Source organism: Pantoea sp. Lij88 (assembly GCF_030062155.1).
Lineage (GTDB): Bacteria > Pseudomonadota > Gammaproteobacteria > Enterobacterales > Enterobacteriaceae > Pantoea.
Window position 1 is genome coordinate 420,976 of sequence record NZ_CP118267.1, and the last position, 12,745, is coordinate 433,720.

Here is a 12,745-nt window from a genome sequence, read left to right on the forward strand (position 1 = left end):
CTATCCGGAGCAGTAATAATGAAACTAAGTGGAAAGATCGCCCTGGTCACGGGTGGTAATAGCGGTATTGGCCTCGCTGTTGCCCGTCGTTTTGTTCAGGAAGGTGCACGGGTTTTTATAACGGGCCGACGTGAAGCTCAGCTGGCTGAGGCTGTTGCGCTGATTGGCGGAGAGGTTGAGGCGATTGCCGGTGACATCACCCGCACAGGCGACCTAGAACGTCTGTTTGAAACGCTCAAAACCAGGGCTGGCCGGCTCGACATCCTCGTTAATTCGTCTGGCGTGTCAGAGCCTGCGAGCCTGGAAGAGACCACCGAGCAGCACCTTGATCGCATCTTTAATCTGAATGTACGCGCCATGGTGTTGACGGTTCAGCACGCGGTGCGGCTTATGGACGAGGGCAGCAGCATCGTGCTGGTGGGTTCGATTGCGGGGAGCATCGCCAATCCCGGCTATGCTGCCTATTCCGCCAGCAAGGCCGCAGTACGGTCCTATGCCCGCACCTGGAACAGCGAGCTGGCACCGCGCGGCATCAGAGTTAACACACTCAGCCCTGGCCCCACTGACACACCGATGTTTAGCCAGGCCAGCGATGAAATCAGGCAGACGCTAAGCGCACGGATCCCGGCAAAGCGGCTCGGCAATCCTGATGAAGTGGCGGCCGCCGCACTGTTTCTGGCCTCTGATGAAAGCAGTTACGTTAGCGGCACCGAACTGGTGATTGATGGCGGCATGACGGCATAGGGGTTAGCGCCGGGCGTTGGGGGATAGGGCGAGGGAATGGCGGGGGAGGATTTGACTCATTAAGACGCTCCCCCATGCTGTTCCCGCCAGGAACACTTTTAACACTGATATTTGCTTGCCCTGGATTTGTTCTGGGGCAAGTTTTTTATTGTGAGGCAGAACGTCGGTCCATGATCTCTTTCACGTAATGCTCAATACCGATGTGGTGTTCACGGTTTATCTCAGAAATAAATGTCCGCAGGAAATCTGATGTTGAGTGGAGAGTGTTCATGACCAGTTTGTCGAAGTCTTTCTGGGTTAAGCGTTCATACCCTTTAAGCGTCGAACGCTGAAGCAGGGTATGCGCCGTAATTTCGAGAACAGCACGTCTGTAATCATCGGAAAGCAGAATATCCAGATCGTCCCGGCTGATCTCAAAGGCAAATTCATAGCTCATAAAACCAGAATCAACTGGCAGCGAGTAGATCAGTTTCCCCTCCTCCTGCGTGACATGAGGCTCATATCCCTCACCCATGAGATTTACTGACTGCATATTGAGCTCCTTGATTTTCAGCCCAGGGTTGAGATTTCAATAGTTAAAACCATCGGAATCAATGTTTTCCGTTTTTCCGCTTCTCCCCGCTATTTTAAAGACAAAAAATAGCAGGGAGGAAGTCGTCGCTTTCACCTTCTGGAAAAAGCCTTATGCGATGCGCCTGAACGGGTCTTTAGCGACCAGCACAAACCGCCGGTTTTCTTGTCTGCCACGGACAGGCGTTTTCAAGCTGACCCGCCAGTGCCAGCAATAAATTCTCCTGATTAAATCCTGCACAAAACTGCATGCCAATCGGCAGGTTAAGGGAATAATGGAAGCCCAGAGGAACTGACATCGCGGGAGTTCCGCATACGTTCGCCAGCGCAGTAAACGGTGACTGATTGAAAACGTGATGCATCCAGCCGCGCCCATCTGCGTCGTGCTGATGACGATTGTAATCACCGAGCAGACCTGGCAGAGCGGGAAGAGTGGGTGTCAGCAGAATATCGTATGCCTGATAAAATTGCCCCATCGCTTGCGTGACGGTGTTTCGCATATGCATTGCACCGACCAGCTCAGTAGCCGTAAGAGAATGGCCAAGTTTCCACAGAGCGAGGCTTGCCGGTTCCAGCATCTCATTATTAACGGGATTGCTGGTTGCTGACGCCAGCCCATCGATCCAGGCTGCGGTATTAGCTGCCCAGAAGCGTGTGTTCAGTTCAACAAAATTGTCCCAACTGCCGATTTGGGGCGTGGCGTCCTCCACCTGATGACCCAGCGCGATAAGCTGTCCGATAGTTTTATTGAGCGCTTCGACGACTTCTGGCTGGCTGCGCTGACCGTTCAGCGGATGCGTCATGACACCGATTTTCAGTGAACCCGGATTCTGAGATCCGCAGTCATTCAGATTTGGATGGGATGCAGCAACGATAAAAGGATCACCTACCTCATTACCCTGAACGGCGTTCAGTAGCGCAGCGGTGTCACGAACGGTTCGGCTGACAAATCCATGCACGGCAAGACCTGACCAGACTTCATCGACATCAGGTCCCATGCTGATACGTCCGCGGCTTGGCTTCAGTCCGAACAAACCATTCGCTGAAGCAGGCACCCGGATTGACCCGCCGCCATCAGTAGCATGCGCGGCTGGCACCATGCCTGACGCGACCGCGGCAGCTGAACCGCCACTGGAACCTCCGGCACTGTAATCTGTATTCCACGGGTTGCGCGTGCCACCGTTAAAGCGTGGCTCCGTGGTCGTGCTCGCAGCCAGTTCGGGTGTTGTTGTTCGTCCCAAAAGTACAAGCCCTGCCTCCCGCATTTTGCGGGTCAGGTTTGAATCCTGTGACGAAACGTATCCGGCTGCCAGTCGGCTTCCCAGTTCATTTCGACGGTTTTTTACCGCTATTCCCAGGTCCTTGAGCAGCATGGGAACGCCCTGAAGCACGCCTGAACTCAGGCCACACTCATCATCCCAGACCTCAATGACGGCGTTAATTTCATCATTCACTTTCGTGATGGCGTTGATGGCAGCATCTCTGACTTCCTGCGCTGTTACCTCGCCCAGGGATATGAGTTCAGCCAGGCCGGTGCCGTCGAACGAAGTATATTCTGTCAGTTTCATGGTTTCCGCTTAGGGTTGCTTGTGCTTTAAAGGCACGCTTAAAGTATACTGGGTAGTATCTTTTGATACTGATCGGTATCGTACGATACTAGTTAGTATCGTTGCAACTGGGAAAACTCATGCAGAGAACATCACAACCCCGACTGCCACCTCGTGAACGCATCCTGCAGGCGGCGGAAAGTCTGTTTTATCAGGAAGGCATAACCCGGGTGACCGTGGATGCAATCGCAGCGAAAGCGGAGTCGACCAAAATGACCTTATATCGGCATTTCGCGTCCAAAGAGGCTCTGGTACAGGTGTGGATCACGTTACTGATTGAGGACTACAACCGGGTATGGGAGGCGCTGGCGGCACAATACGAACAGCAACCAGGTGCGCAGATTATGGGTTTTGCCCGTTATCTGAAGGAAAATCTGGCGGGAACATTACAGCGAGGATGTCCCTTCACAAACACTCTGGCAGAAACCACAGGTCAATTTCCTGAAATCAGGGAGCTGATCTTTGCTCACAAGAAGAAGCAGTTTAACAGGCTGGTTTCGCTCTGCGGCGCAGCAGGTATTACCGATCCACAGACGCTTGCGAAGGAGATAACGCTCATCCTGGAAGGCCTGCAGGTGGTGGCACAGAATGAAGGGTTCGATGGTGCTGCAGATTTCGTGCTGCAGAAACTGGAAGATAAACTCAGGCTGGCTATGTGATGGTGTATCACAGGCGTTGTCTCACGCGTAATGCTGAATGAAGAGATAATTATCCGCTTTGAGCGCAAAGCGGATAGATCCAGGTAAGTTTGACTCTATGCGCTACTCATCCCCGGAATCCCGTTTTGGCCGCCATTGCCACCCTGACCTCCAGCCCCGCCGTTGCCTCCATTGGCGCCTCTTCCACCCATTCTGGCCTTACCTCCATTCCCGCCATTCGCGCCATTACCTCCATTCCCGCCCCGGCCTCCATTCGATGCGCCGTTGCCACCGTTTCCGCCATTCAGGCAATCGGTGCCAGCTACGCCATCTCTGCCATTCTGACCATCCGGGGAACCGCTTCGTCCATCCAGACCATTCTGGCTTTCGCAGGCAGCAAGTTGCGGCGTGAGCACGGTTTGAGTCGTCGCTGATACCGGCAGGCAACATATCCCGAGCGAGAAGGGTACGAGGGATAATAAATGTCGGATCCTGAACATCGTTAATTCATCCTCTTGATTGATGGTTACCACCCACAGCCACACTCTCAAAGGGCAGCAAGAATGGCGGTCTCCATTTTTTCCGGAGTGGTGGTCGGGGCAAATCGTTTAATCGGTTTGCCGTCACGCCCGATCAGGAACTTAGTGAAGTTCCACTTGATACGACCACCCAAAATGCCGGGTAATTCATCTTTCAGGTAATGAAAAATCGGGTGCGTTGAGGTGCCATTGACGTCCACTTTCCCGAACATCGGAAAACTCACCCCGTAGTTGATGTGGCAGGTCTGCGCGATCTCATCGGCTCCGCCGGGTTCCTGCTTACCGAACTGGTTGCAGGGAAAACCCAGTACCACCAGCCCCTGGGCGGCATACTTTTTATAGAGTGTTTCAAGGCCTGCATATTGTGGCGTGAATCCACAATGACTGGCGGTGTTAACGACCAGCACCACCTTGCCAGCGTAGTCGACCATCGGGACAGGCTGGCCTTTCAGGCTGGTGGCCGTGAGTTGATAAAAGGGAGACATGTTGTAATCCTCAGAGCGGAGGGTGTTTTACGTCAACATTAGCACAGTGCGGATAACGGCGGTGACGGGAGGGGAAGGTGTCTGGTCCGCATCTGAATCTGCGGCTGGCGTAAAGGCAGCATAAGGCGGAAAGAAAAGCTCGCTCTCCGCCTTGAAATTTCACAGCGTGAGGGATGACTCAGCCGTTATCGCGAAAACCGGGATAGAGGCTCATTCCGCCATCGATGAACAGCGTGGTGCCGTGAACGTAGTCAGACAGATCACTGGCAAGCCAGACGACGGCATTCGCTACATCTTCAGCCGCCCCGATGCGGCCATACGGGATGAGTTTTAACAGCTCTTTGCCCGCCTCACCTGAGGTGCTTTCCTTGTTAATCGCGGTCGCGATAGCGCCAGGTGCCACTGCATTGACACGAATCCGATCCTCACCCACTTCCTGCGCCAGGCTTTTCATCAGCATATCGACGCCGCCTTTAGATGCCGCATAGTTGACGTGTCCGGCCCATGGAATGAGCTGATGCACCGAGCTCATATGAATAATCTTACCCACCGCTCTGCTGAGTTCGGGGCGATGTTCCTGGCTACGGAACTGACGCAACGCAGCACGCGCGCAAAGGAACTGTCCGGTCAGGTTCACGTCCAGAACGGTATTCCAGTCCTCAAGCGTCATCTCAATGGAAGGAGCATCTTTCTGCAGTCCTGAATTCGCGATCAGGATATCCAGTCTGCCAAATTCAGCGATCGTCTGGTCAAAGAGATTTTCAACGTCTGCCTCTTTGGATACGTCGCCCTTCACTGCGATGGCCCGGCCACCGTCTGCGCGGATTTTTTCAACCAGCTCCTCGGCAGGTTCCGCCTGGCTGTGGTAGTTAACCACCACACAGGCACCTTCTTTAGCGAGTGCTTCTGCGCAGCCATAGCCGAGACCTGAGCTGGCACCGGTAACCAGCGCAACCTGATTTTTGAGAGAAAAGATCATGAGGCTTCCTTAATTCTGTTAATGATGAGCGTCTTAACCCGGCAGGCATCATCCTGGGACTGAGTCACTGAATTATAGATGCGAAGTGCGGGGTTGGCCGTGGTTGCGTTAGGTATCGGAGTTCGCAGAATGCTGTTGATGCATTTAGCTTCCTCTCCTTTTATCCTGACGAATATCATCAAAAAGGGTATGAGCATGATAACAGTAGAAAAAGCCGATCCTCGTTCAGCAGAGTCTCAGCTTCTGATAACCAGATTGTCAGAAGAACTCGCGGCGATTACCGGTAATAGTGGCAAAAGTAACTTCACCATGGATTGTTTGGATGACGAGCGATCGCTCTGGGTACTCGCCAGAAACGACAAGGGCGATGCAGTAGGATGCGGCGCAATCAGACCCTTAACCGGCGATATTGCTGAACTCAAAAGGATGTATTCAGATCGCAGCTCTCCGGCTATTGGTAGTGCGTTACTCACTTACCTGGAAAGCGCCGCCTTGAATGTGGGATATAGCCAAATCTGGCTTGAAACGCGCTCGGTGAATCATAAGGCCGTAAATTTCTATCTGAGAAAGGGTTATGAGCGCATTGAGAATTATGGACCCTACGTCAATCGCAAAGAGGCGGTGTGCTTTGCGAAAAGCCTGAACTGATCTTTATTCAGAGATTTTCACGCTGATTAACTGGGCTGCCTCAATCTACCTGTGTGTGCTGGCATGGCAATTCTGGTGCCACCAGCTTCAGGCTATAAACGTTGACCAGAAAGCGTCAAAACGAGAACTGGCATCAGCCTGGTTTTCAGGGCTGACCATCACGCCAGGGAATCCTAAAACCATCGCGTTCTATCTGGTAATACTGCCTCTGGTTATCTCTCTGGATAATGTCTCACTACAGATGTGGGGAGGGATTCTGGTGCCGCTTACAGTAGTCGTCCTTCTAAGTGTTGGCGCAATCTTTATTCTTGCTGCGCTCAGAATACGCCACCTTCTCACCAGCGAAAAAGCGCAACGGCTCCTTTTCCGTTCAGCCGGTTCCATTATGATGCTTGTCGCGTTTGGAATGGTGATAAAGACTTTGTGAATGCCAACTCTTGCTGGTCAGAATAGGTTCAGGGGGTGCAATGGTTGCACCCATGTTTAAACATCATTCACAACGCTCTGCAAAACAGGAATAGCATCCCCGTTTCGCATTATGTATCTGGATATAACTCACCTGTGGATCGTTAAAAAACTGCGCAATGAGGCTTTCAGCAGATTTCCCCTCAACGATATCCGCCTCTATCAGAAAGTGTTTCTCGTCAAAGGCCCGCAGTGAAAGAATTCTGCCCTGCATGACTTCAGGCAATTCATTGAGATATATGCCCTGTCGGGTACATCCCTCCCGGATATAAATCGCATGCGTGCCAAAATAAGGTGTGGCTGCAGGCTGATAGATGTGATTGATCAGGAGAGCGGTTTCGCCGACGGGGATATCGCACAAGGAGATACGGTCGGGATAACCCGGATAGCACGCTACCGTTTGTCGTATGGCATTGTGTTTGTTCAGATAGCTTTCGCTCTGTCCAAAAAGATGAGCAAACGGCTCGGCTTTCAGGCCGGAAATTTTGTAGTTCATCATATCCCCTGTGGTTGTCATCGATACACTGTGAGTCATTACGTTATCGAATACCCTCAGGCGTCACTCGCCGTTTTCGGTCAGGGGAATGCCTGGTATGAACCTTAGGTCGTTACAGATGTTGCCTTCATCAGTCACTGAATCTCAAAATACGCCCATTTCTTCCCACGCAGTCCCAATCCCTCATCGTCACTTCAGAAAAAAAGCGCTGAACTCAACCCCGTTAACGACATGCCCGTCACATAAAATAAAACTGATGAATACTTTTCTGTGACAAATAACACAACCTGATTACATCTTCGGGCGGGGAAGCTTTTTTATCGTGATAATGGTTTTACTGAGTACATTGATGTTTTACAGGGTACAACAATACGCTTTGCGTTTAGCGCGTGAAGTGATGACAAAATTGTGAGGATCATCATGTCTGAAAAACAGCACATCACGACTTTCTCTGCCGATATCGAGCAGCAGACCGTTAAGAAGGTGGTCTGGCGCATTTTGCCCTTCCTGATTGTTTGTTATCTGATTGCCATTATCGATCGCGGCAACATTGGTATGGCTTCGTTGCAGATGAACGAAGATCTGGGGTTATCGAAAGCGGTATTTGGTTTTGCGAGCAGTCTGTTTTTCGTCGGTTACTTCCTGTTCGAAGTTCCCAGCAACCTTGCCATGCAGAAAATTGGCGCAAAAATCTGGATCTCTCGCATCATGGTGTCGTGGGGCATCATCTCGGTCTGTACCGCCTTTGTTGAGAGCGCCAATACACTCTATGTCCTGCGCTTTTTACTGGGTGCAGCTGAGGCAGGATTTTTCCCTGGCGTGATTCTTTATCTGACGTACTGGATCCCCGGTAAATACCGTGCACGTGTTATTGCGACCTTCATGGTGGCTATCCCGGCAGCGAACTTTGTTGGATCGCCCATTTCAGGTCTGATTCTGTCACTGGATGGCTGGCTGGGCATGCGTGGCTGGCACTGGTTATTCATCCTGGAAGGTGTTCCGGCGGTGATTCTGGGGATTGCGGCCTTCTTCGTATTAAGCAATCGTCCTTCTAATGCCAGCTGGTTAAATGAGGAACAAAAAGCGTGGCTGAACGGCACGCTTGAAGCTGAAAATGCGAAGAAGAAAGCGATTGGTCACATCTCTCTCTGGCAGCTGCTGCGTCACAAACATATCTGGGTGATGGCGCTGATCTATGCAGGTGCGTCTGCGGCTGGCTCAACGCTGAGCGTCTGGTCTCCACAGCTGCTTAAATCGTTCGGTCTGGATAACCTGACTACCGGTCTGGTCAATGCCATTCCATATGGTCTGGCATCGATTCTGATGATTGTCTGGGGCAGAAGTTCTGACCGCAGCGGCGAGCGTCGCTGGCACACCGCGTTAACGCTGTTCCTGATTGCGGGTGGTCTGCTTTCCGCCTTTATCACTAACAGTCTGACCGGCAGCGTTGTGATCCTGTCGCTGGTATTGATTGGTGCATACTCAATGAAAGGGCCATTCTGGGCGCTGGCATCGGGATGGATGTCATCCACTACGGCGGCCGCAGGTCTGGCGGCTATCGGCGCGATGGCAAACCTGATCGGTGGTGGATTGATGGTTAACGTTTACGGCATCATCAATCAGGCAACCGGCAGCCATACGCTGGCCATGCTTCCACTGGCTGCTCTCTGTGGTGTCGGGGGTATCGCGGTGCTGGTGATGGGTCGTAAAAAAGAGTTGAGCATCGAAGTGGAAAATAACGCTTCGGTAGTCAGTAAGTAATCTCACCTCGCCTGCAGACTGAAGTCAGCAGGCGAGTCCTTCCAGGTTATCTTCTCGATGCTGCGAAAGTAAGCTGATTCAGGGTCCGTAGCAGACCTGTATTACATCCATGCATAATGCCATTCCCCGCTTTGTTATGCAGGCCTGAACTTGTTCTTGCCTGTTAACGCCGATCGTTTTTGTCTGCAATCAGATAGGTAAGTCCATAAATAACCAGTCCGACTATAAGCAAAAGTAAGGGAACGATAATGCGCATTGCTCCTTCATTAAGCGTGGCTGCCAGAAAAATGCCAACCACCATGGCCATCAGGACGAAACCTCCTGATACTTCGGCAATAAGCTTACGGATCATCCTAATAATTTTCGATAGCATGGATAAACTCTCTGGTTGCAGAGGGGTTTCTACAGAGCATTTCACCCATTTTAATGAAGTTCTGAAGAGGTTCTTCAAACATAAAATAAAGCATGTCGTAATCGTTAACTCGCAGCTTTCTCCATAAATCAGGATTTTGCATCTGTAATCTTCGTGATGCTTCACAAGCTCGTGAAATTACTCCCTGAGCAATAACGCCGCCAGTGAGTCCGCCAGTAAGTCCACGTAATGCCACACGCGAAATAAATGACAGCATAACACCACTTATGACTTTGGAGCCCAGCCAGGAGGAAAGTGACAGCTGGGTTGCTGTACGACTGGTCATAGACGCTGCACTACCTATGAGTTTGTCATAGACTTTTTGTAGCGCAGGTTCTGGAAGGTATTGCAGCGAATCATTAATAATAATCTGGACGATTTTAGCAATTTCGTTTCTGTCTTTAAAGGCTTGATAAACAGAACTGTTTACCCTTTTTTCTCCCTGGCATATTGTTACGAAGAGATAAACCGCTATTGATTCGGCCTCAGTTATAACGCGACATAAAGCGATAAAAGGGCGATATACCGATTTATAAAAAGCGACTGAGCTTAAGCCAGGATAAAAACGAAAAGAAATGGATAGTGAGCGAGTCTGAAGCCCGATGTATTTAGTGTGTATTAATAATGTCGTGGTTTTAACGCATAAATAAGCCGACTCAATCACACGTTAGCGTGTTGAGTCGGCTTCTGGATAAAAGCTGATCAGGCTACCGGCGTTTCTTTTTTTTGCGGTTCCGCGAGTACGTTCAGGATGTTACTCGCCGCAACGGTACCCATCTTCACGTAGGAGTTATCGCTGACACCGCCAATGTGTGGCGACAGTATCACGTTCTCCACACTCTGCCAGATATGCGGGGCCGTCAGCGGTTCTGTGGGGAAGCTGTCCAGTGCGGCCCAGGCCACGGTGCCATTATTGAGTGCTGCTAACAGCGCATCATCATCAATGAGACCGCCGCGTGCGGTGTTCACCAGAATGGCGCCTTTTTTAAACAACGCCAGTTTTTCCGCGTTAATCATCTGCCGCGTCTGTTCGGTCAGCGGGCAGTGCAGCGAAATGACATCTGAATGCTGCAGCAGATCGTCAAGTGAGGAGGATTCACACTCATCAGGGAAGGTTTTGGCAAAGGGATCATAGGCGAGCACCTTCATGCCAAAAGCCCGGCCAATGCGGGCAACGCGACCACCAATTGCCCCCAGCCCGACCAGTCCCAGCGTTCTGCCTTCCAGCTCGACGGATTTATGGATGGATTTGTCCCAGTATCCCTGGCGCATACGCTGATCCAGCGTTATCACCGATTTGGCGCAGGCAAGAATCAGCGCCCAGGTATGCTCGGACACGGCCGCTGCATTAGCACCCGGCGCAGACTGCACACTGATATGACGTTCCGCCGCGGCTTTTTGATCGATCACGTCGATGCCGCTGCCGTGTTTGGAAATCACGCGCAGAGCAGGCGCGGCATCCATAATGCGGGCGTTGATTTTTCCGTAGCGGACGATAATCGCCACCGGGTTGTGCTGCTGGCAGAGCCGGAACAGGGTCTCTTCGTCAGGCTGTTTGCCGGCATATACCACGTTGAACGCATGCAGCAGGCTGACCGCCTGCGGCGCCAGATCAGCAGCCGTGACCAGAATAACGGGACGTGAAGTTGTCATCAGAGTGTCTCCCCATCAGCCAGCATGCCGGCGGTATGCAGGGCTTTCTCTAACCACGGCGCGCGCAGGTCGCCATCACGAATGGCGGCAATGCGGCCGATCTCGAAATCCAGTTTTTTCTGCGCCAGTTCGATCAGCGCAGGCACCTCTTCACGCGGCAGAATCACCACGCCATCAATATCACCGATGACAAGATCGCCTGGCTGAATGGCAGCACCCGCGACAGAAACTGGGAAGTTAACGCGTCCCGCAACAGACTTGGTGGGGCCGCAGGGGTTCAGACCCGCTGAAAACACCGGGAAGCCGTTTGCGCTCAGTGAATCGGCGTCACGCACAGCGCCATCAATGATGATACCGGCGATACCGGAGGCGGCAGCCTGAGTCGCCATGATCTCACCAATCAATGCACAGCTGATATCGCCTTTGCCATCGACCACAATCACATCGCCAGGTTTAGCAATCGCCAGCGCAACGTGAATAGCCAGGTTATCACCCGGCCGGACTTCAACGGTGATAGCAGGGCCAGCGACTTTCATTGTGGAGGAGACCGGTTTAATGCGGCCATGCAGCGTTCCACGACGTCCCGCCACGTCAGCGAGTATCGCTGCCTGATACTGAGCTGCCTGTTTTACGAGCTCTGGCGCGACACGGATAATGTCGCGATTGATGAAGGTATTCTCTGCATTGGGCATAGATCATTCCTCTGTCGTTTTACCAGGTACAATCGTGTTGTACAATATAAAACTACTATATCTATGTTAATTCCGATCGCACCAGTGTTAAGCGTTCATTTGTGATGTAAATACGATGTGAATCACAAATTGCGCGGTAAACTGCCTGCCGTCGCACACAGGAGGACGTACCGATGGGGAATGAAGGCGTAATTGCCGTAGAAAAAGCGCTGGCGCTGCTGGATTGTTTCAAACCCGGCGAGGAGTCGCTGACGCTTACCGCTCTGGCGCAGCTGTCGGGCTATCATAAAACGACGGTTTATCGCCTGATGAACTCACTTGAGCGCATGAACTATGTGATTCGCCGCGACAATGGCGTTTACACCCTGGGGCCAAGACTGCTTTATCTGGGCAAGCTTTATGAGCAGTCCTTTCATCTGGCGAGTATTGTTCAGCCTGAACTGCATGCTCTGGCGACCGCGACGGGCGAAAGTGCCTCATGGTATGTGATTGAAAATGAGCAACGACTCTGTCTTTTCAGGGCAGAGCCGTCGGAAGGATTGCGCGAAACGCGCCTGCCGGGTACCTTCCTGCCGCTGGATAATTCTGCCATCGGACAGGTGCTTCGCTACTGGGGGCTGAACGAACCTCTGTTTGATGCCGCACCTGAGCTTCCGCTGTTTACGTCTGGTATGCGCGATCCGCATATCGCGGCGTTCTCTGTACCGGTGTTTGGTGAAAATGACAAACTGATCGCGGCGCTGGCACTGACCGGGCCAGCATCACGTCTGACGCAGACAACGTGTGACGGTGGGTTGGGTAAACTGATGAAAGAGGTGGCGAGCAGGCTCTCGATTAAATCAGGCGCACACAAAGTGATGTGCGATAATTTTTATAAAATTTAGCGGTCAGCTTAAACACGCCTGCAGCGGGGCTTTTAACGTACGGATCTCACCCCCGGCGTTAAAAGCCTCGCTCTCTTCATGAAAAAACGCCCACTTTACTGCCTCAACATGAATTTCCTTCATGTTCGTTGAAATTTAATCACTTTTTTTCAACCCGGTGTTGAGGCATAAA

General features: G+C 51.9%; 15 protein-coding genes and 1 pseudogene. 7 read left to right on the top strand and 9 right to left on the bottom strand.

All coding sequences use genetic code 11. The features are described 5' to 3' along the window. Window positions 1-15: 15 nt before the first annotated feature. Window positions 16-744 (top strand): SDR family NAD(P)-dependent oxidoreductase, encoded by a 729-nt coding sequence (locus PU624_RS02205; protein WP_283545149.1) that lies wholly within the window; start codon window positions 16-18, stop codon window positions 742-744. Between the two features lie 145 nt (window positions 745-889). On the opposite strand, the gene PU624_RS02210 is transcribed toward PU624_RS02205, so the two are convergent. Continuing rightward, entirely contained in the window at window positions 890-1,276 is a 387-nt protein-coding gene (locus PU624_RS02210; RefSeq protein WP_283544667.1) for a hypothetical protein, read from the bottom strand. 175 nt (window positions 1,277-1,451) lie between these two features. Continuing rightward, on the bottom strand, window positions 1,452-2,882 hold the full coding sequence (locus PU624_RS02215; protein WP_283544668.1) for an amidase: 1,431 nt from the start codon (window positions 2,880-2,882) through the stop codon (window positions 1,452-1,454). A gap of 101 nt (window positions 2,883-2,983) precedes the next feature. On the opposite strand from PU624_RS02215, the gene PU624_RS02220 reads away from it, so the two are divergent. Beyond that, window positions 2,984-3,580: a TetR/AcrR family transcriptional regulator gene (locus PU624_RS02220; protein WP_283544669.1), complete on the top strand. Its 597-nt coding sequence runs from the start codon at window positions 2,984-2,986 to the stop codon at window positions 3,578-3,580. Window positions 3,581-3,705: 125 nt separating this feature from the next. Beyond that, on the top strand, window positions 3,706-3,993 hold the full coding sequence (locus tag PU624_RS02225) for a hypothetical protein (RefSeq protein WP_283544670.1): 288 nt from the start codon (window positions 3,706-3,708) through the stop codon (window positions 3,991-3,993). 113 nt (window positions 3,994-4,106) lie between these two features. Here PU624_RS02225 and PU624_RS02230 read toward each other — a convergent pair whose 3' ends face one another. After that, entirely contained in the window at window positions 4,107-4,583 is a 477-nt protein-coding gene (locus PU624_RS02230) for a glutathione peroxidase (protein ID WP_283544671.1), read from the bottom strand. Between the two features lie 178 nt (window positions 4,584-4,761). Further along, the gene (locus PU624_RS02235) at window positions 4,762-5,562 is read right to left on the bottom strand and encodes an SDR family oxidoreductase (protein ID WP_283544672.1); all 801 of its coding nucleotides are present in this window, start codon (window positions 5,560-5,562) and stop codon (window positions 4,762-4,764) included. A 195-nt stretch (window positions 5,563-5,757) separates the two neighbouring features. On the opposite strand from PU624_RS02235, the gene PU624_RS02240 reads away from it, so the two are divergent. After that, window positions 5,758-6,210, top strand: coding sequence for a GNAT family N-acetyltransferase (locus PU624_RS02240; protein WP_502921566.1), 453 nt, complete (start codon window positions 5,758-5,760; stop codon window positions 6,208-6,210). 4 nt (window positions 6,211-6,214) lie between these two features. After that, window positions 6,215-6,637 (top strand): annotated as a pseudogene (locus PU624_RS02245) (LysE family translocator); the annotation flags it as partial. A gap of 63 nt (window positions 6,638-6,700) precedes the next feature. Here PU624_RS02245 and PU624_RS02250 read toward each other — a convergent pair. Next, a complete protein-coding gene (locus PU624_RS02250) occupies window positions 6,701-7,171 on the bottom strand; it encodes a DUF1203 domain-containing protein (RefSeq protein ID WP_283545151.1) in 471 nt (156 codons plus the stop codon). A gap of 420 nt (window positions 7,172-7,591) precedes the next feature. On the opposite strand from PU624_RS02250, the gene PU624_RS02255 reads away from it, so the two are divergent. Beyond that, window positions 7,592-8,932, top strand: a complete 1,341-nt coding sequence (locus PU624_RS02255; protein WP_283544673.1) for an MFS transporter — start codon at window positions 7,592-7,594, stop codon at window positions 8,930-8,932. 163 nt (window positions 8,933-9,095) lie between these two features. Here the strand turns inward: PU624_RS02255 and PU624_RS02260 are convergent, their stop codons facing one another. The 4 genes from PU624_RS02260 to PU624_RS02275 are packed head-to-tail and all read right to left on the bottom strand — an operon-like array spanning window position 9,096 to window position 11,689. Continuing rightward, the gene (locus tag PU624_RS02260; protein WP_283544674.1) at window positions 9,096-9,239 is read right to left on the bottom strand and encodes a hypothetical protein; all 144 of its coding nucleotides are present in this window, start codon (window positions 9,237-9,239) and stop codon (window positions 9,096-9,098) included. 46 nt (window positions 9,240-9,285) lie between these two features. Next, window positions 9,286-10,008, bottom strand: a complete 723-nt coding sequence (locus PU624_RS02265; RefSeq protein WP_283544675.1) for an Ssp6 family T6SS pore-forming effector — start codon at window positions 10,006-10,008, stop codon at window positions 9,286-9,288. Window positions 10,009-10,046: 38 nt separating this feature from the next. Beyond that, window positions 10,047-10,997 carry a hydroxyacid dehydrogenase gene (locus PU624_RS02270; protein ID WP_283544676.1) on the bottom strand — a complete coding sequence of 317 codons (951 nt, stop codon included), beginning with the start codon at window positions 10,995-10,997 and terminating at the stop codon, window positions 10,047-10,049. Next, window positions 10,997-11,689 (bottom strand): RraA family protein, encoded by a 693-nt coding sequence (locus tag PU624_RS02275; RefSeq protein WP_283544677.1) that lies wholly within the window; start codon window positions 11,687-11,689, stop codon window positions 10,997-10,999. The genes PU624_RS02270 and PU624_RS02275 overlap by 1 nt, the downstream gene beginning before the upstream one ends. 173 nt (window positions 11,690-11,862) lie before the next feature. On the opposite strand from PU624_RS02275, the gene PU624_RS02280 reads away from it, so the two are divergent. Continuing rightward, window positions 11,863-12,573 carry an IclR family transcriptional regulator gene (locus tag PU624_RS02280; RefSeq protein WP_283544678.1) on the top strand — a complete coding sequence of 237 codons (711 nt, stop codon included), beginning with the start codon at window positions 11,863-11,865 and terminating at the stop codon, window positions 12,571-12,573. Window positions 12,574-12,745: the final 172 nt, after the last annotated feature.

Excerpts from the sequence above, each read along its gene's own strand:
- PU624_RS02210 (WP_283544667.1), bottom strand. The coding sequence starts at position 1,276 with ATGCAGTCAGTAAATCTCATGGGTGAGGGATATGAGCCTCATGTCACG.
- PU624_RS02215 (WP_283544668.1), bottom strand. The coding sequence starts at position 2,882 with ATGAAACTGACAGAATATACTTCGTTCGACGGCACCGGCCTGGCTGAA.
- PU624_RS02230 (WP_283544671.1), bottom strand. The coding sequence starts at position 4,583 with ATGTCTCCCTTTTATCAACTCACGGCCACCAGCCTGAAAGGCCAGCCT.
- PU624_RS02235 (WP_283544672.1), bottom strand. The coding sequence starts at position 5,562 with ATGATCTTTTCTCTCAAAAATCAGGTTGCGCTGGTTACCGGTGCCAGC.
- PU624_RS02240 (WP_502921566.1), top strand. The coding sequence starts at position 5,758 with ATGATAACAGTAGAAAAAGCCGATCCTCGTTCAGCAGAGTCTCAGCTT.
- PU624_RS02250 (WP_283545151.1), bottom strand. The coding sequence starts at position 7,171 with ATGAACTACAAAATTTCCGGCCTGAAAGCCGAGCCGTTTGCTCATCTT.
- PU624_RS02255 (WP_283544673.1), top strand. The coding sequence starts at position 7,592 with ATGTCTGAAAAACAGCACATCACGACTTTCTCTGCCGATATCGAGCAG.
- PU624_RS02260 (WP_283544674.1), bottom strand. The coding sequence starts at position 9,239 with ATGGCCATGGTGGTTGGCATTTTTCTGGCAGCCACGCTTAATGAAGGA.
- PU624_RS02270 (WP_283544676.1), bottom strand. The coding sequence starts at position 10,997 with ATGACAACTTCACGTCCCGTTATTCTGGTCACGGCTGCTGATCTGGCG.
- PU624_RS02275 (WP_283544677.1), bottom strand. The coding sequence starts at position 11,689 with ATGCCCAATGCAGAGAATACCTTCATCAATCGCGACATTATCCGTGTC.
- PU624_RS02280 (WP_283544678.1), top strand. The coding sequence starts at position 11,863 with ATGGGGAATGAAGGCGTAATTGCCGTAGAAAAAGCGCTGGCGCTGCTG.